Raw genomic sequence first — 24,255 nt, 5'->3', positions numbered from 1 at the left:
GCTTCACACAGGGTACGATTTCAATCGTCCGATGCTGCAATATCGAACGGCTGATTGCAAACCGCCTTGCGCCGCAAGCTTCAGCCCTGCGGCGTCGCCGGGGTCCAGGGTTCGGCCTGTGCCGCGCCGCCCTTGGCCTTCAGCGAAACCGGGGCTTCGCCGATCACCTCGACCAGCGCCTTCAGGGCTTCCGGCATGCCTTCGCCGGTCACCGCCGAGATCAGCAGCGGCGTCTTCTTCGCCGCGCGCTTCAACCGGTCCTTTTGCTTCTTCAGCTCGTCCGGCGTCACGGCATCGATCTTGTTGAGAGCGACGATTTCGATCTTCTCGGCGAGATGTCCCTCATAGGCATCGAGCTCGGTGCGGACCGTCTTGTAGGCCTTGCCGGCATGTTCGCAGGTCGCATCGATCAGATGCAGCAGCACGCGGCAGCGTTCGACATGGCCCAAGAACCTGTCGCCGAGGCCGGCGCCTTCATGCGCGCCCTCGATCAGGCCCGGAATATCCGCCAGCACGAATTCACGGCCCTGCGCATTCACGACGCCGAGCTGCGGATGCAATGTGGTGAAGGGATAGTCCGCGATCTTCGGCTTTGCCGCGCTGACGACCGAGAGGAAGGTCGACTTGCCGGCGTTGGGCAGGCCGACGAGGCCGGCATCGGCGATCAATTTCAGCCGCAGCCAGATCCAGCGTTCCTCGCCTTCCTGGCCGGGATTGGCGTTGCGCGGCGCGCGGTTGGTGGAGGATTTGAAATGCGCATTGCCGAAGCCGCCATTGCCGCCTTCGGCCAGCACGAATTTTTCGCCGAGCGTGGTGAAGTCGTGGATCAGGGTCTCGCGATCCTCGTCGAAGATCTGCGTGCCGACCGGCACCTTGAGCACGATCGACTTGCCGTTGGCGCCATGGCGGTCCTTGCCCATGCCATTGGTGCCCTTCTGCGCCTTGAAGTGCTGCTGGTAGCGATAGTCGATCAGCGTGTTCAGTCCATCGACCACTTCGATGACGACGTCGCCGCCGCGGCCGCCATTGCCGCCGGAGGGGCCACCGAACTCGATGAACTTCTCGCGGCGGAACGCAACGCAGCCGTTGCCGCCGTCGCCGGAGCGGATATAGACCTTTGCTTCGTCAAGGAATTTCATGATGGCTTCTATGGCGTTTTCGAGCGAATTGGGCAGCGGATCGCGGTGCAATCAAGTTTACGCAGATTGCGTAGACTTATCTGCGGTAAACGCGTCAAACGAGCGCTGGAGCCTCGTTCCGATCAATCGGTGCAGAATAGGTACTAGGTAAGGCAGGGGGGCCGCTGCGGCAACCCTCAAGCCACCAAACATTGGCGAAAAGCCTTAATTTTCGGGCCTTTTTACGGCCTTGGGCGATATTCCGGCCGCTCAGGCGTGATATCGCTCCAACCAGCTTACATCGGGGCCTGGGGTGATCGAAAGAGACGCGATCAGCTCGGCCGCTTGCGGATCAAAAACTTCTGCATGCCTTCCAGCACCAGTTCCTTGCGCTGATTGAACACGGTCGAGCGCAGCGTCACCACGCCGGTGCTGCGGCCGGGGACAAGTTCGGTTACTTCAAGCGCGGGATAGATGGTATCGCCGGCATAGACCGGCTTGAGGAACCTACTCGACTGTTCGAGAAATCCGATCAGCGATTCCTCGATAATGTAAGGAAACAGCCCGGCGCCCGGCGCGGTGTGGACCAGGGTCTGGAATCCATGCGCGAGCAGGTCCGGCATGCCGCGGGCGCGGCAATATTCGACATCGTAGTGGATCGGGTGGGTATCGCCGCTCGCGGTCTGGAACGCGGCGAACACGGCCGAGGTCTGGGTCCGGCTCGGGATCACGAAACGCTCGCCGAGCTTGAAATCCTCGAACCAGCGCTGCTCAGACACCATACGATGTTGGGCGGGGTCGAAGTCGGTCATGGCTCGGATTCCTGTTGTGCCTTGCGAGATGGCGTACCGGTATCGCAGAGGGGATACTGCGACAATCCGTTCAATTCGTCATGAGGGGTAAACGCACAAAGCGCGCCTTCGCACTGGACATCCCGGGCGTCCACGTCTTTAAAACATCGCAGCAACAAAAAGACGTCGATGGCCGGAGCCTTGGCGTAAAGACGCGCTTCGCGCTTTTGTCCGGCCATGATGGGAAACGCCGAATTCATCGATGAGCCTCTTCGCAAAACCATCCACCTATGACGAGCGTTCCGCGCGGCTGGCCGGCATCGGATTGATGCTGCTGTCGATCTTCATGTTCTCGTTCGGCGACGCGCTCGGCAAGTTCATGGTCGCGACCTATTCGGTCGGGCAATTGCTGTGGCTGCGCGCCTGCGCGGCGCTCCTGGTGCTGCTGCCGATCATCTGGAAGCAGCGCGCCGAATTCACGCGCCTGGAACGGCCATGGCTGCAATTGCTCCGGGTGACGCTCTCCACGCTGGAAGTTGCCGCCTTCTTTATCGCGACCGTCTATCTGCCGCTCGCCGACGTCATCACCTATTATCTGGCGGCGCCGATTTTCGTCACGGCGCTGTCGGGGCTGGTGCTGGGCGAGCGCGTCGGCTGGCGGCGCTGGACCGCCATTCTGATCGGCTTCGCCGGCGTATTGATCGCGCTGCGGCCATCGGCACAGACCGTGAGCTGGCCCGCAATGATCGCGCTCGCCGGCAGCTTTTCATTCGCGTTGCTGATGCTGATCACGCGCTCGCTGCGGGCGACGCCGGATATCGTGCTGGCGTCATCGCAATTCGCCGGCACCTTCCTGCTCGGCGCGGTGATGTCGCCGTTTGGCTGGGTGACGCCGTCGCCCGGCAGCCTGGGCCTGTTTGCCGCGGCGGGCATTATTTCGGTGTGCGCGCTGCTATGCGTCAACCGCTCGCTGAAACTGGCGCCGGCCAGCGTCGTGGTGCCGTATCAATATTCGATGATCGTGTGGGCGGTGATCTTCGGCTTCGTGGTGTGGGGAGACGTGCCGTCACCGGCGACCATCGTAGGCGCCGCGATCATCATCGGCGCCGGACTTTACATCTTCCTGCGCGAGCAGCAGCTCGGGCGCGAGGAGACGGTGGTCAATCCACCGGCGTGATGATTCTTCCCTTCTCCCCTTGTGGGAGAAGGTGGCGCGAAGCGCCGGATGAGGGGTCTCCATCCGCGGAGACAACCCCTCACCCGTCACGAACGCGCTTCGCGCGTCCGTGCCACCCTCTCCCACAAGGGGAGAGGGGAAGGGAGACGGCTACCGCTCTCTCCTCGTCGAAGTGCCCCAGTTCTTCAGCGACGACCAGACGCTGCGCGACAGACGGAAACAGTCGACCGGGGTCGACGATCCCAGCGCCTCGAAGCGGTGCAGTTCGACGCCGCTCCACTGGAAGCCGCATTTCTCCAGGATGTTGCGCGAGGAGGGGTTGGCGACGCGGGCGCCTGATATCAGGTGCTCGGCATCGAATTCCTCGAAGTGAAAATCGATCACCGCGCGCGCAGCTTCGGTGCCAAAGCCCTGGCCCCAATGCTCGACGCCAAGCCAATAGCCGAGTTCCGGTGCGTCCTGCTCGCGCCAGTCGATGCCGACCATGCCGAGCGGCGAATGATTGTTCTCGATCAGGAACACGGTTGCCCGGCCACCGCCCAACGCGCGCACGAATTCGACGGCGTGATCCCTTGAGTACGGATGCGGCAGGCGGCGGGTGTTTTCCGCAATGCGGCGATCGTTGGCGAGGTACGCAATCGCTTTTACGTCCGCGAGCGTCGGCCGGCGCAAGGTCAGCCGCTCGGTCTCGAGGACGCATGGACTCGCTTCACGCAATGTCGGGGTCGGGATGTCCTGCAACATGTCGGGCTCCTGAAATGCGAAAACATACGCAAACAAAAAGGGAGGCCGGTTTCCCGCCTCCCCTTGGAGCCTTTTTTGACTCCGCCGGTTCAACAGGACCCGGCGGACTCATGTTGTCCACCGTCTATTCGGCCGCCTCCGCCATCGGAACAACCGATACGAAAGTGCGGCCATTGCCTTTTGCACGGAACTCGACGTGACCTTCGATCTTGGCGAAGAGAGTATGGTCGGTGCCCATGCCCACATTAAGGCCGGGATGCCAGGTGGTGCCGCGCTGACGCGCGATAATGTTGCCGGGGATCACGTGCTCGCCGCCATACGCCTTGATGCCAAGGCGCTTGCCTGCTGAATCACGTCCGTTCCGCGATGAACCGCCTGCTTTTTTGTGAGCCATGGCCCGTCTCCAACTTCGCCGTAATCTAGATCAATTCCTTGACGGAATCATTTCACGCTTTGTCACGCATCACATTCTGATGCGCTGATATCACTTCTTGGCTGCAGCCTTCTTGGCCGGAGCCTTTTTTGCGGGCGCCTTCTTGGCCGCCGGTGCCTCGTCGCCCTCGGCGGGCGCCGCGACGACCTTTTCCTTCTTCGGCCGCGGGCCGATCGAAGGCTTGGCGTTATCGGCCAGGATCTCGGTGATGCGAAGCACCGTGAGCTCGTCGCGATAGCCGCGCTTGCGGCGCGAATTCTTGCGGCGGCGCTTCTTGAACGCGATCACCTTGGCGCCGCGCTTGTGGTCCAGCACTTCTGCCGCGACCGAGGCGCCGGCGACCGTGGGCATGCCCAGCACCGGCGTGTCACCGCCGAGCACCAGAACTTCGCCAAGTTGCACGATCGTGCCGACGTCGCCGGCGATCTTGCCTATCTCGAGTACATCATTCGGAACGACCCGGTATTGCCGGCCGCCGGTTTTGATGACTGCGAACATCGTTTTATTCCTTCGTGTTCGATCCCGGCCTCGGACGTCTCCCCATAGGGGCATGTCCGGGTCGGCTTTTTGGTCAGTCGTTATGGGTACGATTTTCGCACGGTCGGGGTGTGAGCCCTCAAATTCGCGCAAAAACAAGCGGCGCGAGAAATCCCGCGCCGGATGCCGGGACTTATAGCCGCTGGCAGCCCCGAGTCAAGGCAAAGGAGCCCAAAAACCGGGCCAAATGAAGGATTTGGATCAGGAAACGGCGAATAGGGCGGCCCATTCGCTGCTCGCCCTTCGCCATTGGCCACTCGCCCAAGTGAAACCAATGGGTTCCCCGCCCGTTGTGTCACCGAAATCCGGTTGGGCTAGGGCAAAAATGGCAGAAGACACAGTCACGACAACGGGCATCGCCCGCCACGGCGCAGGCCGTCTACCGTCCGTCGAGGTCGACAGCTTTAATATAGAGCTGAAGGACGATGACGGGTTCCTCGGTGACCGCGCCAGCAAGGGCGCGTTTCGCAAGATATTGGATACGCTGCGCAAGCCGCTGAAGAAAAACGGCGACGATCCGTTGGGGAAAAAATCCACTGACGAGATCGCCAAGGGCGACCTCGACGAGGCGCTGGTGGGCGACGATCTCGCTGCCGCCGCGCTGGTGCATGGCGCGATCGAGGAATTCGCGCAGGAGCTTGCCTATGTGACCGGGCGCTTCCTCAAGACCAAGGCCTGGGCTGATACCGAGCGCATTGTGGTCGGTGGCGGATTCCGGCAAAGCCGGGTCGGCGAACTCGCGATCGCCCGCACCGGGCTTCTCCTCAAGGCCGAGGAGTATGACGTCGATCTGGTGCCGATCCGTTTTCATCCGGATGACGCCGGCCTGATCGGCGCGCTGCACCTGGCGCCGTCATGGATTTTCGAGGGCTATGACAGCATCCTGAGCGTCGACATCGGCGGCACCAACATCCGCTGCGGCGTGGTCGAGACGCGCTGGAAGAAGACGCCCGATCTTTCGAAGGCCGAGGTTTGGAAGTCCGAACTGTGGCGGCATGCCGACGACGAGCCGACGCGCGAGGGCGCGGTAAAACGGCTGGTCAAGATGCTGAAGGATCTGATCGCCGAGGCTGAAACAGAGGGCCACAAGCTGGCGCCTTTCATCGGCATTGCCTGTCCCGGTGTGATCAACGGCGATGGCTCGATCGAAAAAGGTGCACAGAATCTGCCGGGCAATTGGGAGAGCAGCAAATTCAATCTGCCGGCAAGTCTCGTGGAAGCTATACCGATGATCGGCGATCACGACACGGCGGTGTTGATGCATAATGACGGCGTCGTGCAGGGGCTTTCCGAGGTCCCTTACATGCAGGATGTCGAACGATGGGGCGTGCTGACCATCGGTACCGGTCTCGGCAATGCGCGCTTCACCAATCGCAGGAAAGAAAACGGCAAGAGCGAAAAGGCCAAAGACAAGGGCGACAGCGACAAGGACGACAAGAAAGCAAAGAAGGGTAAAGATTAACGGGCGCGTTCGAGTTCGGTTAATGCCGGCCGCAGCGAGCAAAACCCCTGAAAACAAGGGACCGGAGCGATTTTTCCGATTCCAGCGGTGCGCGCGATGAGAGTTCCGTCGGCGCGCGGTAAGGTTGACTGGTTAGGTTAAAACCGGGATCGCGTTGCCCTTTCCGCGCGCGCCGCTACCGTCAAATCGTCGCTCCAGCTGACCGGCGAAGCCGCACTTCCCGGCCAGAATTTCAAAGTAGCGGCACGGGGCCGTCAGTGTTTTGTCGCGTCTGGCGGCCCCACCTTTATCTCCCACTCAGCTCCAACCTATGCGTTTGAAGAACGCCGCGATCTCGGATGCTGCGCGCTCGGGATCTTCGCGATGCGCGAAGTGCCCGACGCCTTCAAACATCGCAAGATCGAGATTTGAAAAAGTCTCGCCGAGCCGATCGGTCCAGGCGTAGGGAAACAGCGGGTCGTGTTCGGCCCAGCGAACGCAGGTCGGCAGATCGATCGGTGTCAGCCTGGGCGCCTCGCCCTTCAGCATCCGGATGCGCCCGGCATGCGCGCCGCGATAATACGCAAAGCCGCCGGCGAGGTTTCCGTCTTTCAGGAAATTGTCGACGAACGCTTCGAGCACGTCGTCGAATGCCTGGCGGCGATGGCTCCAGTGTTTCAGGAAATAGCCGATATAGGCGCGGCAGCTGTCGCGGCTGGCGCCGATCAGCATGGGTGCGATCTCGAGCTGGTTGAGCGACTGGTACCAGATGTGGTTCAGCCGGTCCGGCTCCGCCATCCGCCGCCCGATGCCGGGATGGACGAAATCGAAGAAGAACAATCCGGCAATGCGCTCCGGCGCGGCGCGTGCCAGCGGCTGCATCAGCCCGCCGCCGACATCGTGGCCGACAATGCCGGCCTGCGCGAGGCCGAGCGCATCCATCAGCGCCAGCATGTCCTCGGCGTGCCGATCGGGACCGTGCGGCCCATTGGGCTTGTCGCTGTCGCCGAAACCGCGCAGGTCGGGCGCATAAAGCGTGAAGCGATCGGCGAGCCGCGCCATGACAGGCTCCCAGGTCAGCCAGAATTCGGGCCAGCCATGCAGCAATATCAGCGGCTGTCCTTTCCCGGCGCGGGCGACATGGAACGCGGCGCCATTGGCCCGAACCGTCAAATGCTCCATTTTTCGGCTCCTTTATTGGTGTCCTGGGTGCGCTTGGGTGTCAGCGAAAATCTTGCCCCCGCGCCTTGTCTGGCCCGCCGTCCTCGCCTAGAACTCGCCCCGACCGCGGGTGAGGAATCACCCCAAAATGGCGCCTGGAGAGGTGGCAGAGTGGTCGAATGCACCGCACTCGAAATGCGGCATAGGTGCAAGCCTATCGGGGGTTCGAATCCCTCCCTCTCCGCCACCCTACGCCCTGCGGGCTTCGGGTGGCAGGCCACCCGAGAGACCGTAGGGCGCGGGGTGTCTCCCGAAGCTCCGTAGGAGCGCAGAGAGACTGGTACCGTGTGGTACGTTTATTTTCCTGAGCTCAGCAATGGCGATGTCTACGGGTCGACCGACGATCGTCGGCGTCGCGTCACGTCACGCAATGACGGTCATGTCGTCTCCACTCCAGGTTAGGCATCGAAACGGTGACTCCATCCTAGCGGGCAAGGTCTGAGGATGTCTGCTTTACCACCTCGCTACCTATTTTCCGCGCGATCGCTCTCTCTAAAGAGCGTGCCATGATGATAGCCGATCGTTCGTCAAGATGTGCTCCATCGGTCCATCGGATCTCGTTGGATGGATAGTCCAATGATAACCATCTGCCGTGGTCGTGCCCAAAGGCCTCTGCCATCGCTGACCGGCCCGTTGTCATATATCGGGACCGCGCGAATGCGGGGCTCAGAGGAAGTTCGTAAAAGAACACTGAAATCTTTTGCATCTCGAGCGTTTCCACGATGTGCTTCAATTCGGCTGCATGTCGACGGATGATCTGATCGTGATCCGGATTATTCCACTCAGCCAGGACAGCGGCGAGCACATGCGGGTTGTATTCGGGGGCTGGCGGCTTTCGTAGAATTGCCTCTTCTAGAGCCGATTGCCGAAGAAGCGCAGATTTGTCATCTCTGTCAAAGCGCTGCCAATCGTCGAGCTTTTGCTGGTACAACGCGGCTAATGTGCGAAGGGGTCTGAAATTCATTGGTGCGCGCGCAGGCTCCGCATTACTCGTGCGGACCCTCTCAACCATTGCCTGGTCGATACCGCGAGAAAGAGTATTGGTCTCGATGGCTATGAGCCGCGGCCGAACAGCAGTAGCCGCCTCAATCATTGCTGCCCCGGTCAACGGAGATCCACCAGGCAGCGCCAGATTTCGAACGTAAAGTTTGTGAAAAAATTCTTCGTGCAATCGCACGGTGAACGAACTGCCCGTTAATGCGACCGGAGCAACTGGACTGTTGAGATAACGATCGGCAATCTTGGACTGTATTTCATCCGTCGTGGTCGCGGGAAAGTCCGGGATGTCTTTGAGGAACTGAGGAGCTATCCAACACATGGCCAATACTGCGGCACATGCAGCGCTCGCCTTCACGAACCAGCTTATCGAGGCAGTACGGTCCATGTCCAACCTAGAACTGGAAATATATGAACGCTGTGTCGGGACCGGCCTCGATTAGCATCAGAGCTGCCATGGCGCCATACACAAAGGGATCCAGGTTGCCCCGGAGTGCAACGAGCCTCTCCGAGGTGATAAAATGCTGTATGAGAACTGGAAACGCATAGATCAGCGCCAGACTTCGGTAAATGCGCGCAGGGCTAGGCACGGACTGATCGATAAACATACCAGAAATGTAATCCATCGCATGCTCGAAATTCGGGAGCTTGAAAAAAACCCATAAGAAGGAGACGCATAAAAAAACAACAAGCATGCGAGTCGCAACGATCACGCGACGCAGAGCGGCAATCGCTGCAAGTTTTTCTATCAAGGGCAGGAACGGACGCTCGATCACCAGAAGGAGGCCGTGCATTAGCCCCCATGCCAGGTAGCTCAATCCGGCGCCGTGCCAAAGACCACCCAGGCCCATCACGATCATTAGATTGAGGTACGTCCGCCCTTTACCATCGCGGTTGCCGCCTAACGGGATGTAGAGATAGGTGCGGAGCCAGGTTGACAGCGAAATATGCCAGCGCGTCCAAAATTCAGCAAACGACTGCGAGATATAGGGCAAGTTGAAATTGATTGGCAGACGGTAGCCGAACAGCAGCCCCAGCCCGATCGCGATAGCAGAATACCCGAAAAAATCGGCATAGATTTGATAGCTATAAAGGAACAGGCAGAGCCAACGGTCGCTGCTTCGAAGCGCATGGTATAGAGGAAAATCCATGTTGGTCGTGAGCGTGTTGAGGTTGTTCGCGACAAATAGTTTGAAGAAGTAGCCGGTGACAATCCATCTAGCCGCCTCGACGAACGGTACTTCGTTGAAAAATTTCGGTTGGATTTGCGGCAGAAAGTTTTCCGCCCGCGTGATGGGTCCGGAGACGAGCTGCGGGAAGAATATAATGTAAAGAAACACGTCCCATTGGGAGGGGGCAGGGCCGGTGCGTTTCGTCATGTCCACCAGCAAGCTGATGTTGTGGAAGACGAAGAACGAAATGCCTATTGGCAGCGGGAGTTTCAGCAAGAGGTCAATCGCGCCAACATCCGAGAGTGCCGGTGAGGAGGGATCGACAAACAGTAACTTGTACTTGAAAAAGGCTAATAACGCGAGGTTGAATGCAATGCCGGCCGGCAGCCACAACTTACGTCGAGCCATGGCCTTCAGGAGAAAGAAGTAAGTCCCGAAGACCGCTATCGCGAGCAGCGCCAGCAATTCCGGTTGCCCGAATCCGTAGAAGAACAGGCTTGCAACTACCAGGATGTAGACCTGATACGGGCGAACGAGTGGCCAGTAATAAAGGGCAAATACCCCAGACACGAACACCGCAAATTGCCACGACGTGAAAGTCAAAGAGTTAGCCTCCAAGCAGGGGTAGTGATTGGGGAAAACCCCATCATGTCTACCAAGCGGTCGCGCGGCCGCCCCGACGTATGGACTTCGGAAATTGCGCTGGTCGAGGCTGCCTAGCTGAACGCGAAGCCAGCCTTCCAACTCTTTCGAGATGCCTGCGGTTGCGAACGAATGCGTCCAATGAATTCCGCGCAATCGAGCCGGTTCGACGAACCCATCGCGAGCAAGCTGGTTTTAGTCCAGCTTCAACCCGTCGTGCAAACAAGCTTGCTCGCGTGGTCTTGCCATCAAATGCTCTCATCTGCTGGGCCCTATGGTAAACTATAAGTGTGCCTAGATTGATACCGCGACTACCACGAAAACATTCACGGTATCAAACGAAGGCGCCGTGAGGCTGTTGTCGCATGATTCATGCGGAGCGGTGGATCTGATTTGATACCGCGGGGATATTCTGATACCGCGTTTTTTCGCAGCCAGCTCATAAACTTTCTGCTCGCGCGTTCGCCAGTGACATCGCAGCTCCACCAAGTCTCAAGGCTCCTTTCACTCACGCCGTCCCGGCATCCCGCCGCCAATATCGTTACGCAAGCGTGACATACAATTGCATCGACCCGTCGCACGTTGAAAGTCTGCTAGCGCGCTTTGTCTCTCGGCGGCTTCCCCAAAATCACCTCACGCCGGGTGCGCGAGCAGCCCGGCCGGTGGCGCGCCCGGACAAAACGCTTCTGATTGTCAGAAGTCTTGTCAGGCCCAAAATTTCCGAAAATCAAAAATATTTCTCTTTCCTTCGAGCCAAATCACCGGCACATTCTCACCCATCCCGTCCCACTCAGAGGGGCGTTGGCCATCGTCACAACGAGGGGCGGGTCGCGGTGGACGCCTGGTTCACGTCTGACGACGGCGTGGATTAAGCGTACGGCAAAACCGTGTGGTCCTGGCGCCCGTTGCAGGCGTCAAGCTGTCGGAGAAGCGTGAGCGGAAACGGCGGTGACGGAGTCAACCAGGAACTCGTCTCCGGGGAGAGCACGGCATAAGCCGTAAAGCCATTGCGCAGGGAATGTCGGATTGCCTCCGCTGCCCTGTATGCTCGTGTGCAGCTTTCTTTGCACTATTCGCACACGAGACCGCGGGTGCAGCGCGCATCCGGCATTCCCTGCGCCCTCTCTTTTCCGAGAGGTGCGAACGTTACGTACAAACCTTGAGCGCATCGCGCTGCGGGATCGTAAATCTGCGTCCGTTGCGATGCGTTCATTGAAAAGTATGCAGGACTGCCAGCTATGCGCCGCCGGCGAACTCTTCATTCTCGGCCTCTTCGGCAAGGCCATCCCGGACCATCAAGATCGTCTCGCGTATTGAACGGCCGGCATGTCGGACAATGACGCGGCGTCCTATCTGCGTGGCGCAGCCGTCTGAACCGGAGAAGATGACATGTCAGCGACGACCATCCGGCCGGCCACCATGAAGGGGTCCGCAATTTTTCTGGCGCAGTTCATCGGCGATGATCAGCCGTTTGACAGCTTCGATGCCATCTGCGGCTGGGCGGCAGGACTAGGGTACAAGGGCGTTCAGGTCCCGACCTCCGATCCACGCCTGATCGATCTCGACAAGGCCGCCGCCTCTGAGCATGCTTCGCGTCTTGCGGTTCAGACCGTCCCGCGTCCACGCGTAACCCCAACACCATTCCGTGGTGATGCGCTGAAAGCGCCATCATGAAGTCGTCAGCCTTGGCAAGGCTTCCGTCGACATACTCGGCGTCCTACACGGCGCGCCGGACCTCAAGGCCTTTTTCGAATTGTGCGTTCTCGCTCATGGTGTTCCTTCTCCTTGGTTCGATGGTCCCGATGGGTGTGGGCTTGGCTATTGTCGAATGTTTGCGTCAATTATAGAGCGAGCTTTCACCGAGGACGGATTGCCTGAAGCGGGTGGTGAGGATGCCGCCGTCGGCGGGCGGCAGCACGAAGTAAAGCGCTTCCGGATTGATCTTGACCTGCGCGAACACGGGCCCGTTTCCATGGTGTGCCAGCTCGCGGATCTCGGTCACCTCGGCCATGGTCCTGACGATCCGCGATGTCCTGAAGCCGGCGGCCGCAGCTATCCCCGCGAGGTCGACACCGCCTGCCGTATGCGTCTTCTGCATTCCGGTCTCACCGAAGCGCTCGTTGTCGAGCACGGCGATAGTGAGATTCGCCGGGTTTTGCACGGCGATCGTGGCAAGCGCGCCGAGGCTCATCAGCATTTCGCCGTCGCCGGTGATGACGAGCACGCGGCGCTTGGGCTGCGCGATAGCGAGACCAAAGCCCATCATGGCGGCCGCGCCCATCGCGCCCCAGAGCGGGAAGTTGTTCGGGCTGTCGCCCGCAGCCGAGATATCCCAGTTGGGCGCGCCGAGCCCGGCAACGACCAGGAGATCGCTCCGGTCGCGCAGCAATTCATTGACGACGTCGCGGCGATGCAGCAGTTCGTTGGGAACGTTCATTTGCGGGCAAGCTCCTTGAAATTCTTGGCACCGAGCACGCGCTGTCCGATCAGGACGGCGGCAGGCCGCCAGGTGTTGAAGGCAAGGTTGGCCGCGCCGGAAACGGTCGAGGCGACCAGATGCGGCTCATCGGCGCGGGTCACGATCACGCCCATGGCTTCGAGCACGGCCCTGGTGCCCTGGCCCATCGGGACCTGCCACGGGTTGAACTCCCCCCATTCGCCGCGCATCGTCACCAGCATCAAGAGCGGCATGCGGCAGATCATCGGCAGCGACAGCATGTTGATGCAATTGCCGACGCCGCTCGATTGCAGCAGCAGGACGCCCCGTTCTCCGCCAAGCCAGGCACCTGCCAGCATGGCGATCCCTTCCTCTTCGGTGGTCAGGGTGATGACGCGGGCTTGAGGATCCGCCTCGAATGCGCGGATGAGGCGGCTGTGGCCTGCATCCGGCACCATTCCGACCTGGCGCACGTCAGCGTCCTTGAGGACGCGGTACACTTCGTCGGGCCAGGTCGGCAGTGCGACCGGCTCGTTTCGGGCCGGCTCTTGTTTCTGCGGATCCGCCATGGAGAAGCTCCCCCCTTTTTTTATCGGGCTCGAACGAACCCCGTTGAGGGATAGTACGCCGCCGTTTCGAAAAGAAGGTCAAAAATCGATATGGTTTCTATTGCAGAATTGAAGAGCTGCCGGACGCGCGACAGGCCCGGTGACTTATGATCACCACTGGCGACTAGTCGCTGTTCTTCTCATTCTCGCGCCAACTCCGGCAGCACGTGGTAGCGGGCGATCTCATGCGGAAACTCGCCGCGGTTGGCGAGCAGGACGATGCCGGTCTTGTGTGCCGGCACCAGGCCGACATAGGCCGAGGCGTTGTTAAGTCCGCCCGGCTTGTCGACGACGACCTCGTCGTTCAAGTGGATGTTTTCCCAGGCCATCGCCTGTCCGAACTTCTCGGTCACGTGAAATGCCTCGCGCTGCGTCATCTGCAACGCTTGCCGCAACTGCGGATCGATCGCCTGGCCATCGATAAAGGCAGCCAGAAAGGTGGCCAGGTCGCGCGCCGAGGTGAACATCTGGCCAGTCCCCGGGAAATCGTAGTAACTCTGCTGATCTCCACGTGGACCAATCGCCATGCCCGTATCGGAGTAGCCCTGCACGACACGCTTCATCAGCTCCGGAGCCATGATGGCGCGGTGGTCCGGCCCGCGCTCCGGGAGGAATGTCTGGTTCATGCCGAGCGGTTTCAGGATACGCGCCTCGATAAGATCACCGATCGGTCGACCGTAGCGACGTTCGAGCGCGAGCTGCAGCAGCACATACCCCGCATGCGTGTAGATGCGCTGCTTGCCCGGCTGCTCGCCCGATTGCGGCGTCCATGCGTTGAGCGCCTCGAAGAACTGCGGCAGCGTAAACGAATCGTTTGGCCATGGCGGGTGGTCGGTCGGCAGCAGGAGTCCGGACGTATGCGTTGCCAGTTCACCGATCGTCACGCCTTTGATGTAGTCGCCGTGCAGCTCGGGGACATACCTGCTCACGGGATCATCGAGACGGAGTTCGCCGCGAAGCGTACCCAGCGCGACCAGGATTGCTTCAAACGGTTTGCGCACTGACGCTACGTTGAACAACGTGTCTGAAGTGATCGGCTGCCTTGTCGATTCGTCGGCGACGCCGTAGTTGAAAAACTCGGTGTGACCCGCAGCGTAGACGGCCACAGCGAGACCGCCCGGCTTCCCCACGGTCTCCGGCGCCAGATAGGCCGTGACGATGTGCTGAATTTTGGCGTCCATACCAATATCCGCAACCGACCCGCCCGCCAGCGCGAGTAGCAGAACGGGAAAAATGATCAGGCCTGTCGATCGACGATATCGCCACCAGCGCATGGAACTTGTCACCATACTGAGCCATCGTCTCGTTGACGCCGAAGGACCTTCTTACCTGCACGATTCCGGCGCTTATCGGGAAGCGGCCGTCAACTTGCTGTGAAGTGGTCGAATTCCGCCGACCTGCGGACCTGCTGCGTCGAGCGCTCTCGCGCAACGCGGGACGTCCTGCGCAGCCTCACCGTCGCGGTCGACCATAAGCTCACAAGACGCTGCGCTCCACGCATCGGCTGCGTCTTGTGCGGTGGGGTTCAAGAGATCGCAATGATCTCGAGCTCGTGACCGGATACGCCGACGACATCGCCGACAGCTTTACCCATCAGGGACCTTGCCACCGGGGACACGAAGGAAATGGAGCCGGCCTTCGGGTCCGCTTCGTCCTCTCCCACGATATGATACTTCTGCACGCGCCCATCCTCGCGCCTGAAGGTCACCGTACTCCCGAAAGCAACGGTATCAGTGGACGCAGGAGGGGTGATGAGCTGAGCCGTCCGAACTCTCGCCGCAAAGTAGCGCGCATCGCGCAAGGGGGTCGCCGCTTGCCGCCGCCGCTCATTGACGTCTTCGATCTGCTGCGCCGTCTCGTACGCCTCGCGAGCCTGTTGCAGTTGAAGTTCGAGCGCCTTCAATCCGGCTTCCGTAACCAGGTTCGGATGAGGAGAGATCGGGCGGTCGGGTAGCAGCGTCTCCGATGCGGTTTCGGCACTGTCTTCCTTGGTGAAGGCAACGCTCAACTCGGCCTCCTTTCGAGTGGGATACGCCAGGAAATGGAATTGTAACACAACGCTCGGCGGTTTTTGCGTATCACATATCGCGGAGCGGATGGAACCTGGTTGCCTCTTTTGGGGTACCGCCTCTTCTGCAGGTCGCTCGATCCCGGCGCGAAGCGGATACCAGCCATGGAAACATCGCAACAGCCCTTAGCGCCAGCCGAGGGCGGGCGCCACGTGTGTCAGAATCGATTCGATGACATGGGCATTGTAGGCAACGCCGAGCTGGTTAGGGACGGTCAACAGTAAGGTGTCGGCCTCATTGATGGCCTCGTCCTTCCTCAGCTGCTCGATCAGGACGTCCGGCTCGGCCGCATAGCTGCGGCCGAAGATCGCCTGGGTCTCCGGAGAGATGAAGCCGATCTGGTCGTCCTCGCCTCCACCGCGGCCGAAGTAGGCGCGATCACGATCATCCATGATGGCGATGATGCTGCGGCTGACGGACACCCGTGGCGCGCGCGCATGGCCTGCCTCCTTCCACGCCGAGCGATAGGCCCTGATCTGGGCAGCCTGCTGGATGTGGAAAGCCTCGCCGGTTTCGTCGTTCTTGAGCGTCGAACTCTGCAGGTTCATGCCGAGCTTCGCTGCCCATATTGCCGTGGCGTTCGAGCCGGCGCCCCACCAGATGCGATCCCGCAGTCCCTGGGAGTGCGGTTCAAGACGCAGCAACCCTGGCGGATTTGGAAACATCGGACGTGGATTGGGCTGCGCGAAGCCATGGCCATCAAGCACGTCGAGAAAGACCTTGGCATGACGCCGGCCCATGTCGGCTTCGGTCTCGCCTTCGGCCGGTTGATAGCCGAAATATCGCCATCCATCGATGACCTGCTCGGGCGATCCCCGGCTAATTCCAAGCTGCAGGCGCCCGCCCGAAATGAGATCGGCCGCGCCGGCGTCTTCGACCATGTAGAGCGGGTTCTCATAGCGCATGTCGATAACCGCCGTGCCGATCTCGATGCGGCTGGTTTTCGCGCCGACCGCCGCCAGCAACGGGAAAGGCGAGGCGAGTTGGCGCGCGAAGTGATGAACGCGAAAATAGGCGCCGTCGGCGCCCAATTCCTCGGCCGCGACGGCCAATTCGATGGATTGCAGCAGCGTGTCCGCCGCCGAGCGGGTCTGCGGTTGCGAAGTGGGCGTCCAGTGCCCGAACGAAAGGAATCCGATGCTTTTCATGCAGCCTATCTAGGCTCTCCCTGTCGATTTGCCACCGCTTACTGTGAGCGGGACTGCCCTTGCACCGAACGTGGAATCGTTCGCGGTCGTGAGGGGCGATGCCGGTCTTCGGCGGACGATCGCTTTCGGCGCAATGCAGAACTTCGACAAACCGGCGATGGTCCGCCTTCGATCGCGTCGTTGAGCGCGGCCCCTTCGCGCAGCACCACGAACAGAGGCCAGGTGAACAATGATGGAAGTGCCAGCTCGCAGGCTGGACCGAAAGTGTCCTTGGATGGTACAGGATTTCGGGACAAGCCCAGTCGACCATTGAAACTTTTTTCGGCACGCTGAAACGGTGATCAGGACTGCCCTCATGCCCGTCGGCGAACTCTTCATTCTCGGCTTCTTCGGCAAAACCATCCCGGCTTGGCTGCGGGAATTTGCCGCCAATTACGGGTTGGGCGGCGTCATCCTGTTCGACTATTCCTGCCAAACGCAGAAATACGACAACAACATTGAATCGCCGGAGCAGGTGCAGTCTCTCTGTGAAGAGATTTCCTGCCTGCCGTCGCGCCCGATGGTGTTCATCGACCAGGAGGGCGGGCTGGTGCGGCGGCTCAAGGAGAGCAAGGGGTTCAAGCCGCTGCCGAGCGCGAAGGAATTCAACCATCTCGCCTTGAGCGAGAAGCGGGAAGTACTCGCCGCCAGTTTCGCCGAAATGCGCCGCCTCGGCATTCACTACGACTTCGCGCCCGTCATCGACGTTGATTACAATCCCGACAATCCGAACATCGGCAAGATCAAGCGTTCCTGGTCGGCCGATATCGGCGAGGTGGAGGCCAATGCGCTGCTGGTGAGCGAGGTCGCGCGCGAGGCGGGCATCGGGCTTTGTCTGAAGCATTTCCCCGGCATCGGCGGCGCGGTGGTGGACTCGCATCAGGAGTTCATGGACATTTCCGACAGTTTGCGCGCCGAGCAGGAAGAGCTGTTCTATTCGCTGGCGCCAAAAATGTTCGGCGATGCCGTGCTGGTCAGCCACGCCATCGTCAGGCAATGGGACCGCGACAATCCGATGACCCTGTCTGCCGCGGGCCTGGGCCGGTTGCGCCAGCGGCTTCCCGATACGCTCCTGATTACCGACGACATGCAAATGCAGGGTCTGCAGAAGGCGTTGGGCACCAGGCAGGCCAGCCTTCAATCGCTGAGGGCCGGTATCGACATGCTCTGCATCGGCAACAATTTGTTCGATCAGGAGCGGGAAATGGCCGGAATCGCCCAGTCCATTGAACAGGGCCTGCACGAGGGGGCCCTGGCGGGTTCCGCCATTAGGGGTTCGATCGCCCGGGTAGCCCGGCGAAAGGCGCTTTTGGCTGCCTGACGGGCCCCGGAGACTGCGCTATGCGTACCGGCGCGCCGGTTCCCCGCCAATGGCGGGTTGCCTTGCGAGGCCGTTGAGACTACAAGCCTTTTTTCCAACGGGAAGACAGGCGATGGCCCACAATTACGCAATCAATGACGACGTGCACCACCAGCTGCAGGGGCCGCAGGGCCGCGCCACCGTCAAGGAACGCAGCATCTACACCATCGTCACCTGCCTGCCGATCGAAGCCGACGGCCGCCCGCGCTACCGCATCAAGAGCAAGACCGAAAACGTCGAGCGCGTCGTGACCGAGGAGCAGATCAGCCGGCTTGGCTGATCCGCCGCCATTCTTCATTTGGACGGAAGCTTGTTTGGACGGTTGGCGCGCGCCCGCATCGCCTTGCCGTGCGCGGCGATGTCGGCATCGCCGTCTGCCTTCTCTTGATTTCGTTATTGTTGATGTCGCGCGTCGGTCATCGCGCGGCCGCCGAGACCCGCACCTCGCAAATCGGTGAAGCCGTGGTCGCCTGCGATCACAGTGTTTCTACGGCTCTTTGTGAAGCAAGTCACACGCGGGTGCCGGCACGGGCGTTAACGACGGCGCATGACAACGCGGCGGATAGCATATTGGTGGTTCAGGCTCGTTGCCTCGGGACGCTTCCTCGAAAAGTTCCTGAGGCTCCCGCGCAACTGACCCGCGTCGAGGCTACGTCCGATCCGTCGTTTAACGGAAACGGGTCGATTATTTCATGGAAGCCGCGCCTATGAATTGCCGGTGAGGTCCGTCACACGCGGCTTGTTGCGTTGCCGCGTGGCTGCCTGGGTTTAAATAGTCCGGCGGACGGGGACCATAACGAATTAAATTGAATGCATTAGAGAAGCAAATACTCATAAGGCGGAATTATGAGGGATTAGGCGCGGGGCCAACGCATTTCTACGGGCCGTAAAACTACGGAGTCCTGACCTGGTGACATCATACTTCCTCGATTGAAGGCCAAAACCCTTCCCGTTGGTTCAGTTTCCGGTCCACTTGCCGGTTCCCCGTATTCTTACTGGTTAAAAAATTAACCACCGGCGGCAATGGAATCGATAAATTAGTTATATGTCGCAGCAAGACCATCGAGCCGGTGATTCGCACTTCCCGAAGTGGATGGAAACCGTCACGCCTCTCGAGAGCAATCTTGAAATCGTCCAATTGTCCGTCGCGCGCGCTCGCGCAACGGAAGAAGCGGAAGCGTCGATCGCTCGCCAGTTGAACGGGCCGCTGACGGCGCTGCTGCTCTACATGAACGAGATCAAGCAGCACAGCCACCAGTTCTCCGAGGCGCCCGGCAATCGCGTATACCTGCAACAGGTCGTGGACAACGCGGTTCAACAACTCGAACGCGTCTGCGTCGTGGTGAAGCAGATGTCGGACAAGCATCCCGCCTTTGCTTCCGAATCCGATCGCAAGCAGGGGCGGGAGAGCCAGGCCAGCCGCACCAAGGATGGCGGTCGCACGCCGGGGGTGATGTTCGCCTCGGAGTCCGGTCAGAAGCCGCTGACCAAGCGCGAGCGCGAGGTGCTGAGCCTGATCAGTGAAGGCTGCTCCAACAAGCAAGGCGCCTTGCGGATGAACATCAGCCCGAGGACGTTCGAGAGCCATCGCGCCGAGGCCATGCGCAAGCTCGGCGCCCGCAACACCGCGGATCTCGTCCGCAAGGCGTTGTTGCAGCCAGCCTGATTATTTCATTTGCTCAAAAATGAAGGCGAAGCGCACTGCGCCTGCAGTGAAAGCGCCGCAATGCTGCAGGCTCACAAAGGCCGATTGTAACGCGACAGGGCCGACGAGGCCGGACCAGGGCGTGATCCGGAACAGCGGGAGCCGGCTTTCCGAGAAGATCGCGCCAGGTTGCCGCTCAGCAGAAGTCTTCCGCGAAAGAGCGCATACGGGGCGCGGGCCGGGTCGCGATAACCGGTTTTGGCTCTTCCGGGATGATGGTGATCACCCAGGCCGCCGGAACACTCGACTTGCTTTCCACGATCGATCGAACGTGGCCGGTGACGGCCGAGCCGGCCGAGCGGAAGGTTGCGGTTCTGCCGTTGAACTGGGCGATACGAAAACGCCGCACTTCTTTCTGATCGCTCGTTTCGAACGTGAACATGAGGGGGCTCCTTGGTCCACGCGACTATCGCGATTCAACGTTATCCGTCTGTGAAAATCGCAAACCGTAGTAGTACGGCAAGCCGCGAGTGCGGCGCGCGGGGCCGTCCCGTCCGGACACGGCGAAACAGGTCGGATGCCGCCTCGGCGTTCGCCGATCCCGCTCTGCGTCTGATGGTCGCGAGGATAGAAGGCGGGGCGGCGATGGATGGCGGCCTTCAGCCTGGTGCGGCGCGCCCGGGCACGATGCTATTCGGCCGCGCTGGGGAACACGGCTTCCATCTTGGTCTTCAGCGTCGCCGCGTTGAACGGCTTGACGATGTAGTTGCTGACGCCGGCCTTCTTCGCGGCGATGACGTTCTCCGTCTTCGATTCCGCTGTTATCATGATGAAGGGCGTGTTTGAGAATTCCGGGCTCGCGCGGACTTCCTTCAGCAGGTCGTAGCCCGTCATCGGCTCCATGTTCCAGTCGGAGATCACGAGACCGTATCGCTTGCCCTGCATTTTGGCGAGCGCCGCCGAGCCGTCGCTGGCATCGTCGACGTTCTCGAATCCGAGCTGCTTGAGGAGGTTGCGGATGATGCGGATCATGGTGCTGTAGTCATCGACCACCAGGATCGGCATCGACAAATCAAAAGCCATGTCTTTACTCCGCGCAGCTAGCAAACCGCCGAACACGGGTGAACTCGCGTGGCATTCGAAATCGTCTCGATGCTCTTTCCCGAACCTGCACCCGTCAGCACCGTGACAAGTATCAGGGGTCATTGAACAGCGCGTTAATTCCCGGCCGAATAAATCCCGGGCAAATGCCAAGCCGGCCGTAATTATACGGTGAGTTCCCGCGGGCCGGATCGCAGGGCGCAATCTTCACGCGCATCGCCGGGCCGGCGACTATCAATGGGCTCGGGCACCCGCCCGCCCATGGACAGCGGCCGAGGGGTCACGCTGCCGCGCAATGGATGCGCGGATGCAGCAGGCGGTCGTACTGGGTCTTGACCGTCGCGTAGCACTCGCAGGAGGTCCTGATCAGGCCGTCCAGATTGGTGATCTCGATATGTCCGCGGCTGTAATGGATGAAATTCGCCTGCTGCAGCGTGTTGGCCACCAGCGAAACGCTGTTGCGGCGCGCGCCGATCATCTGCGCCATCGCTTCCTGGGTCAGCACGAGCTTGTCGCTGCCGGACAGGTCGCGGGTATGTAACAGGCAGCGCGCCAGGCGGGACTCTACCGTGTGCGAGGCGTTGCAGCCCGCAGTCTGCTGGATTTGCGCGTAGACCGCCAATCCGTGCCGTGCCAGCAAAGTGCGGAGCGTCACGCTCTGGTCGGCAGCCGCCCGAAGCTGATCGAGGTCGATCGTCGAGGCCACGCCGGGGACCAGCACCAGCGCGCTGTTCAGCGCGGTTGGATCGCCGAGGGCGGAGAATGCGCCGAAGATGCTGTCGCGGCCGACCATCGCGATCTGAACGTGCTCGCCTCGCGCGAGCTTGACCACGAGCGAGATCACGCCTCGGTGCGGCAGGTAGGCGCGCTTGAGCGTCTCGTCGACTTCCACCAGCACCAGGTCCTGAGTGAGGTCGGCGGAGCGCAAATGCGGGCGGATCAGTTCAAAATCGTCCGCAGTCAGCGAGGACAAAAATCCATTCGGGGAACGAGGGGCTGAATCCAAAGCAGTCTCCTGCCTTACGGTCAAAGCCGGTCTCAGGGTGCCAGGCACCAAAAATATGCAATATCCGCCGTCAAAAATGTCCGTTCATCTTGCCATGAATCGCCGGCGGGAAATATCGGCAAATAGCCGCACTCTGACGGCGGCAAAGCCGTCGCGGCTCACGATTCCGTACCTCCCGTCGGGTAGCTTTGGAGCCCTGTGAGGCAGGTAGGCCTGCGGCAGAGGCGCGCCGGCCTTGCTCGGGACGGCCCCTTGGCAGTTCGAAGGTCTCGAGGCACGGATGGAACTCCGCTGGCCCGATGACCCAAAGGTTGTGGAACCCGCCCTATACACAGTGGAGGGCAGACAGACTCGCCAATTTGCGACGGAATTGCGAATAGCGCGCTGATTCGCAAGGCAAAACTGCTCGCGGAGAAGCCTTGATGCGCTGTTGGGGTGCCTGGCCAGGCGTGTCCTGTCGGGCGGGCTTGTCGTTTTGTGTCTTCTTGCAGCGCGTCCGATACGGCGGAGGAGGCCGTCATGCGTCGTATTCTGGTTGTCGATGACGACCTTCATACCCGCCTTGCTATGCGCGCCTGGCTCAAGCACTGCGGTTTCAGGGTCGCGATCGCGGACGGCGGGCCCAACGGCCTCGCGGCGCTCGACGACGCAACGTTCGACCTGATGATCGTCGATATTTTCATGCCGAACATGCGCGGTTTCGAGTCGATCAGGATATTTCACCAGCGCGCCCCTACGGTACCGTTGATCGCAATTTCCGGTTACGCGTTCTCCGGTCCGGAAACGGACAATGTTGCTTGCCTAAAAATGGCTCTCAGCCTCGGTGCGACCAGGTGCCTGCACAAACCCTTCCGGCCGGCGACGTTGCTCAGCGTGATCGACGAATGTCTGTCGGAAGCCGAGCCGCACCGAAGACACGCCGCAACCCTTGCCGCCGTCACAACCGCGCCGTCGGAACTGCAAGGCGCAACGACATCGTCAGATACTTCGAAAGAGAGGATCGCTACGGGCTGAGCTGCCAGCAAGACGTAACAACTTTGCGTCGAACCAGAAAAGGGTGGCGGGCACCCATTGCGACTGAGGAGCGATTGAAAGCAGATATCCTGCTTCGGGGGCTGAAATGACACGGGTACTGGTTGTCGATGACGATTCAATGGTCTGCACGGCCATTGAAATCTATCTGGAGCGTCACGGCTTCGAAGTGACGATAGCCAATGGCGGCGAAGCCGGGCTTCGCGCTCTCGAAGACGCCAGCTTCGACCTGATGATCGTCGATATCTTCATGCCGCATATGCGCGGTTTCGAATCGATCCGGATATTCCACGAGCGCGCGCCGGCGATTCCGCTGGTCGCGATGTCGGGATATGCGTTTGCGAATCTTGAATCGCCGGCGCCGGATTTTCTGCGAATGGCGCTCGAACTCGGCGCGGCGCGCTGCCTGCGCAAGCCGTTCACGCCGGCGGCGTTGCTGACGGTGATTAACGAATGCCTTGGCGAAGCGCGCGCTCGCTACGCGGGCGTCGCCGAATCCAGATAGCGCGTTCGGATGCGGCAATTTCAGGTCGCGATCGCGATGATGTCTACGCTGCCATTGCCGGGTCGATTGGACCCCGTCGGGGATGCTGGTTCGCCTCATATCCGAGAACCATCGCAGAACTGATCGAGAGGGCGCAGCTTGGACGCAAAGCCGACATTGCTGACGTGATCGAACCAGCTGCAGCATTGGTAGGAGTCTGTTTACCAGAAATGATAATGCCGCGGCTTTGCCGGTCTAAGCCGGCCAAGCGGCTCCTCGTCCATGAAATCATCAGCCGGATTCCGTGGCTAACCGCCGGCGGATTTTCAAGGCGCCAGCCAACGGCGTTTTGCCGGTGCAATCGCGCTATCTGTGCAGCATTTTACGACAATTTATTTGGGTTATCCGTATTTACACGGACAGTGAAATTAACGTGGTCGTGAAATCAGAAAGGCTATGCCTAACAGACGACCGTTACATCGATAGTTGAAGGGCGCGCTCTGATGGATGATCTTTTGCGGGAATTCCTGACAGAGACCAACGAGAGCCTGGATACGGTCGACAATCAGTTGGTGCGGTTCGAGCAGGATCCGAGCGATGCGAAGATTCTGGATAACATCTTTCGCCTGGTACACACGATCAAGGGCACCTGCGGCTTCCTCGGCCTGCCGAGGCTGGAAGCGCTGGCCCATGCCGGCGAGACCCTGATGGGCAAATTCCGCGACGGCATGCCGGTCACCGCCGGCGCCGTCACGCTGATCCTGTCCTCGATCGACCGCATCAAGGAAATCCTCGCAGGTCTCGAAGCGACCGAGAACGAGCCGGAAGGCAGCGACGAGGACCTGATCGAGAAGCTGCATCTGTTGGCGGAAGGCGGAGCGCACGATGCGCCGGCGGAAGCCGTTGCCGAACCCGCCCCCGTGATCGCTTCACCCCCGGTTCAGCCCCAGGCTCCCAAAGAGGCTCAAGTGGCTCACGGCACGCTGGTGGATCAGGTGCTGGAACGGCCGCTGCGTCCGGGCGAAGTCTCGCTCGACGATCTCGAACGCGCCTT

Annotated in this window: 25 protein-coding genes, 1 tRNA gene and 3 pseudogenes; 11 read left to right on the top strand and 18 right to left on the bottom strand. The window is 60.5% G+C overall.

Going from position 1 to position 24,255, the window contains the following annotated elements:
• Positions 1–80 precede the first annotated feature (80 nt).
• From obgE to JQ600_RS00130, 3 genes are all read right to left on the bottom strand, one after another.
• A complete protein-coding gene (gene obgE, locus JQ600_RS00140) occupies positions 81–1,139 on the bottom strand; it encodes a GTPase ObgE (protein ID WP_212204199.1) in 1,059 nt (352 codons plus the stop codon).
• Positions 1,140–1,450: 311 nt separating this feature from the next.
• Positions 1,451–1,930 carry a MaoC family dehydratase gene (locus JQ600_RS00135; RefSeq protein WP_212489622.1) on the bottom strand — a complete coding sequence of 160 codons (480 nt, stop codon included), beginning with the start codon at positions 1,928–1,930 and terminating at the stop codon, positions 1,451–1,453.
• Positions 1,927–2,169 carry a hypothetical protein gene (locus JQ600_RS00130; RefSeq protein WP_212389377.1) on the bottom strand — a complete coding sequence of 81 codons (243 nt, stop codon included), beginning with the start codon at positions 2,167–2,169 and terminating at the stop codon, positions 1,927–1,929. The genes JQ600_RS00135 and JQ600_RS00130 overlap by 4 nt, the downstream gene beginning before the upstream one ends.
• 2 nt (positions 2,170–2,171) lie before the next feature.
• Here JQ600_RS00130 and JQ600_RS00125 point away from each other — a divergent pair, with 2 nt between their 5' ends.
• Complete coding sequence (locus JQ600_RS00125; protein ID WP_212267757.1) at positions 2,172–3,086, top strand: DMT family transporter; 915 nt, start codon at positions 2,172–2,174, stop codon at positions 3,084–3,086.
• A 150-nt stretch (positions 3,087–3,236) separates the two neighbouring features.
• On the opposite strand, the gene JQ600_RS00120 is transcribed toward JQ600_RS00125, so the two are convergent.
• The 3 genes from JQ600_RS00120 to rplU form a co-directional block, all read right to left on the bottom strand.
• Entirely contained in the window at positions 3,237–3,830 is a 594-nt protein-coding gene (locus JQ600_RS00120) for a GNAT family N-acetyltransferase (RefSeq protein WP_211999220.1), read from the bottom strand.
• Between the two features lie 124 nt (positions 3,831–3,954).
• A complete protein-coding gene (rpmA, locus tag JQ600_RS00115; protein ID WP_192739055.1) occupies positions 3,955–4,224 on the bottom strand; it encodes a 50S ribosomal protein L27 in 270 nt (89 codons plus the stop codon).
• Between the two features lie 90 nt (positions 4,225–4,314).
• Positions 4,315–4,761 carry a 50S ribosomal protein L21 gene (rplU, locus tag JQ600_RS00110; protein WP_212267759.1) on the bottom strand — a complete coding sequence of 149 codons (447 nt, stop codon included), beginning with the start codon at positions 4,759–4,761 and terminating at the stop codon, positions 4,315–4,317.
• 364 nt (positions 4,762–5,125) lie between these two features.
• On the opposite strand from rplU, the gene JQ600_RS00105 reads away from it, so the two are divergent.
• Positions 5,126–6,262, top strand: a complete 1,137-nt coding sequence (locus JQ600_RS00105; RefSeq protein ID WP_212267761.1) for an ROK family protein — start codon at positions 5,126–5,128, stop codon at positions 6,260–6,262.
• Between the two features lie 297 nt (positions 6,263–6,559).
• Here JQ600_RS00105 and JQ600_RS00100 read toward each other — a convergent pair whose 3' ends face one another.
• Complete coding sequence (locus tag JQ600_RS00100) at positions 6,560–7,423, bottom strand: alpha/beta fold hydrolase (protein WP_212389376.1); 864 nt, start codon at positions 7,421–7,423, stop codon at positions 6,560–6,562.
• A gap of 136 nt (positions 7,424–7,559) precedes the next feature.
• Between JQ600_RS00100 and JQ600_RS00095 the strand changes: the two genes are divergently transcribed.
• Positions 7,560–7,649 (top strand) — tRNA-Ser (locus tag JQ600_RS00095).
• Positions 7,650–7,886: 237 nt separating this feature from the next.
• On the opposite strand, the gene JQ600_RS00090 is transcribed toward JQ600_RS00095, so the two are convergent.
• Together JQ600_RS00090 and JQ600_RS37485 are read right to left on the bottom strand one after the other, a co-directional pair.
• Positions 7,887–8,846 carry a hypothetical protein gene (locus JQ600_RS00090; RefSeq protein WP_212389375.1) on the bottom strand — a complete coding sequence of 320 codons (960 nt, stop codon included), beginning with the start codon at positions 8,844–8,846 and terminating at the stop codon, positions 7,887–7,889.
• A gap of 295 nt (positions 8,847–9,141) precedes the next feature.
• Positions 9,142–9,837 (bottom strand): annotated as a pseudogene (locus JQ600_RS37485) (MBOAT family O-acyltransferase); the annotation flags it as partial.
• A 1,824-nt stretch (positions 9,838–11,661) separates the two neighbouring features.
• Here JQ600_RS37485 and JQ600_RS00080 point away from each other — a divergent pair.
• Positions 11,662–11,856: pseudogene (locus JQ600_RS00080) on the top strand (hypothetical protein); the annotation flags it as partial.
• Here the strand turns inward: JQ600_RS00080 and JQ600_RS36645 are convergent.
• From JQ600_RS36645 to JQ600_RS00055, 6 genes and pseudogenes are all read right to left on the bottom strand, one after another.
• Positions 11,854–12,043, bottom strand: a pseudogene (locus JQ600_RS36645) (gamma carboxymuconolactone decarboxylase); the annotation flags it as partial. The pseudogenes JQ600_RS00080 and JQ600_RS36645 overlap by 3 nt on opposite strands.
• Before the next feature lie 66 nt (positions 12,044–12,109).
• Positions 12,110–12,709, bottom strand: coding sequence for a thiamine pyrophosphate-dependent enzyme (locus JQ600_RS00075; protein WP_212389372.1), 600 nt, complete (start codon positions 12,707–12,709; stop codon positions 12,110–12,112).
• Positions 12,706–13,278 carry a thiamine pyrophosphate-binding protein gene (locus JQ600_RS00070; protein WP_212265973.1) on the bottom strand — a complete coding sequence of 191 codons (573 nt, stop codon included), beginning with the start codon at positions 13,276–13,278 and terminating at the stop codon, positions 12,706–12,708. The genes JQ600_RS00075 and JQ600_RS00070 overlap by 4 nt, the downstream gene beginning before the upstream one ends.
• Positions 13,279–13,457: 179 nt before the next feature.
• Positions 13,458–14,498: a serine hydrolase gene (locus tag JQ600_RS00065; protein ID WP_212389371.1), complete on the bottom strand. Its 1,041-nt coding sequence runs from the start codon at positions 14,496–14,498 to the stop codon at positions 13,458–13,460.
• 344 nt (positions 14,499–14,842) lie between these two features.
• Positions 14,843–15,325, bottom strand: a complete 483-nt coding sequence (gene greA, locus JQ600_RS00060) for a transcription elongation factor GreA (protein ID WP_212389370.1) — start codon at positions 15,323–15,325, stop codon at positions 14,843–14,845.
• A 186-nt stretch (positions 15,326–15,511) separates the two neighbouring features.
• Positions 15,512–16,534 (bottom strand): LLM class flavin-dependent oxidoreductase, encoded by a 1,023-nt coding sequence (locus JQ600_RS00055; protein WP_212389369.1) that lies wholly within the window; start codon positions 16,532–16,534, stop codon positions 15,512–15,514.
• Positions 16,535–16,889: 355 nt separating this feature from the next.
• On the opposite strand from JQ600_RS00055, the gene JQ600_RS00050 reads away from it, so the two are divergent.
• The 4 genes from JQ600_RS00050 (at position 16,890) to JQ600_RS00035 (ending at position 19,599) form a co-directional block, all read left to right on the top strand.
• A complete protein-coding gene (locus JQ600_RS00050; protein WP_212389368.1) occupies positions 16,890–17,894 on the top strand; it encodes a glycoside hydrolase family 3 N-terminal domain-containing protein in 1,005 nt (334 codons plus the stop codon).
• A gap of 112 nt (positions 17,895–18,006) precedes the next feature.
• Positions 18,007–18,213: a hypothetical protein gene (locus JQ600_RS00045; protein WP_192740564.1), complete on the top strand. Its 207-nt coding sequence runs from the start codon at positions 18,007–18,009 to the stop codon at positions 18,211–18,213.
• Between the two features lie 68 nt (positions 18,214–18,281).
• Positions 18,282–18,644, top strand: a complete 363-nt coding sequence (locus JQ600_RS00040) for a hypothetical protein (protein ID WP_212489621.1) — start codon at positions 18,282–18,284, stop codon at positions 18,642–18,644.
• 334 nt (positions 18,645–18,978) lie between these two features.
• A complete protein-coding gene (locus JQ600_RS00035) occupies positions 18,979–19,599 on the top strand; it encodes a helix-turn-helix transcriptional regulator (RefSeq protein ID WP_212265978.1) in 621 nt (206 codons plus the stop codon).
• A 175-nt stretch (positions 19,600–19,774) separates the two neighbouring features.
• Here JQ600_RS00035 and JQ600_RS00030 read toward each other — a convergent pair whose 3' ends face one another.
• The 3 genes from JQ600_RS00030 to JQ600_RS00020 all read right to left on the bottom strand — a co-directional run bounded on the left by JQ600_RS00030 (position 19,775) and on the right by JQ600_RS00020 (position 21,685).
• Complete coding sequence (locus JQ600_RS00030; RefSeq protein ID WP_212265979.1) at positions 19,775–20,020, bottom strand: hypothetical protein; 246 nt, start codon at positions 20,018–20,020, stop codon at positions 19,775–19,777.
• Positions 20,021–20,268: 248 nt separating this feature from the next.
• A complete protein-coding gene (locus JQ600_RS00025) occupies positions 20,269–20,661 on the bottom strand; it encodes a response regulator (protein ID WP_192740568.1) in 393 nt (130 codons plus the stop codon).
• Positions 20,662–20,959: 298 nt separating this feature from the next.
• Positions 20,960–21,685, bottom strand: coding sequence for a Crp/Fnr family transcriptional regulator (locus tag JQ600_RS00020; protein WP_212265980.1), 726 nt, complete (start codon positions 21,683–21,685; stop codon positions 20,960–20,962).
• 519 nt (positions 21,686–22,204) lie between these two features.
• Here JQ600_RS00020 and JQ600_RS00015 point away from each other — a divergent pair.
• From JQ600_RS00015 to JQ600_RS00005, 3 genes are all read left to right on the top strand, one after another.
• Positions 22,205–22,699, top strand: coding sequence for a response regulator (locus JQ600_RS00015; RefSeq protein ID WP_212389366.1), 495 nt, complete (start codon positions 22,205–22,207; stop codon positions 22,697–22,699).
• 106 nt (positions 22,700–22,805) lie between these two features.
• A complete protein-coding gene (locus tag JQ600_RS00010; protein WP_212389365.1) occupies positions 22,806–23,222 on the top strand; it encodes a response regulator in 417 nt (138 codons plus the stop codon).
• A 482-nt stretch (positions 23,223–23,704) separates the two neighbouring features.
• On the top strand, positions 23,705–24,255 hold a 551-nt coding region (locus tag JQ600_RS00005; protein ID WP_212489620.1), incomplete at its 3' end, for an Hpt domain-containing protein.

The sequence above is a fragment of the Bradyrhizobium sp. AUGA SZCCT0176 genome (assembly GCF_018130145.1).
GTDB lineage: Bacteria > Pseudomonadota > Alphaproteobacteria > Rhizobiales > Xanthobacteraceae > Bradyrhizobium.
The sequence above is the reverse complement of the archived record's forward strand: the minus strand, read 5'-3'. Positions and strand labels throughout refer to the sequence as shown.

Coding starts and splice junctions, on each gene's coding strand:
- obgE (WP_212204199.1), bottom strand. CDS start 1,139: ATGAAATTCCTTGACGAAGCAAAGGTCTATATCCGCTCCGGCGACGGC.
- JQ600_RS00135 (WP_212489622.1), bottom strand. CDS start 1,930: ATGACCGACTTCGACCCCGCCCAACATCGTATGGTGTCTGAGCAGCGC.
- JQ600_RS00130 (WP_212389377.1), bottom strand. CDS start 2,169: ATGAATTCGGCGTTTCCCATCATGGCCGGACAAAAGCGCGAAGCGCGT.
- JQ600_RS00125 (WP_212267757.1), top strand. CDS start 2,172: ATGAGCCTCTTCGCAAAACCATCCACCTATGACGAGCGTTCCGCGCGG.
- JQ600_RS00120 (WP_211999220.1), bottom strand. CDS start 3,830: ATGTTGCAGGACATCCCGACCCCGACATTGCGTGAAGCGAGTCCATGC.
- rpmA (WP_192739055.1), bottom strand. CDS start 4,224: ATGGCTCACAAAAAAGCAGGCGGTTCATCGCGGAACGGACGTGATTCA.
- rplU (WP_212267759.1), bottom strand. CDS start 4,761: ATGTTCGCAGTCATCAAAACCGGCGGCCGGCAATACCGGGTCGTTCCG.
- JQ600_RS00105 (WP_212267761.1), top strand. CDS start 5,126: ATGGCAGAAGACACAGTCACGACAACGGGCATCGCCCGCCACGGCGCA.
- JQ600_RS00100 (WP_212389376.1), bottom strand. CDS start 7,423: ATGGAGCATTTGACGGTTCGGGCCAATGGCGCCGCGTTCCATGTCGCC.
- JQ600_RS00090 (WP_212389375.1), bottom strand. CDS start 8,846: ATGGACCGTACTGCCTCGATAAGCTGGTTCGTGAAGGCGAGCGCTGCA.
- JQ600_RS00075 (WP_212389372.1), bottom strand. CDS start 12,709: ATGAACGTTCCCAACGAACTGCTGCATCGCCGCGACGTCGTCAATGAA.
- JQ600_RS00070 (WP_212265973.1), bottom strand. CDS start 13,278: ATGGCGGATCCGCAGAAACAAGAGCCGGCCCGAAACGAGCCGGTCGCA.
- JQ600_RS00065 (WP_212389371.1), bottom strand. CDS start 14,498: ATGGACGCCAAAATTCAGCACATCGTCACGGCCTATCTGGCGCCGGAG.
- JQ600_RS00055 (WP_212389369.1), bottom strand. CDS start 16,534: ATGAAAAGCATCGGATTCCTTTCGTTCGGGCACTGGACGCCCACTTCG.
- JQ600_RS00050 (WP_212389368.1), top strand. CDS start 16,890: ATGCCCGTCGGCGAACTCTTCATTCTCGGCTTCTTCGGCAAAACCATC.
- JQ600_RS00045 (WP_192740564.1), top strand. CDS start 18,007: ATGGCCCACAATTACGCAATCAATGACGACGTGCACCACCAGCTGCAG.
- JQ600_RS00035 (WP_212265978.1), top strand. CDS start 18,979: ATGTCGCAGCAAGACCATCGAGCCGGTGATTCGCACTTCCCGAAGTGG.
- JQ600_RS00030 (WP_212265979.1), bottom strand. CDS start 20,020: ATGTTCACGTTCGAAACGAGCGATCAGAAAGAAGTGCGGCGTTTTCGT.
- JQ600_RS00025 (WP_192740568.1), bottom strand. CDS start 20,661: ATGGCTTTTGATTTGTCGATGCCGATCCTGGTGGTCGATGACTACAGC.
- JQ600_RS00015 (WP_212389366.1), top strand. CDS start 22,205: ATGCGTCGTATTCTGGTTGTCGATGACGACCTTCATACCCGCCTTGCT.
- JQ600_RS00010 (WP_212389365.1), top strand. CDS start 22,806: ATGACACGGGTACTGGTTGTCGATGACGATTCAATGGTCTGCACGGCC.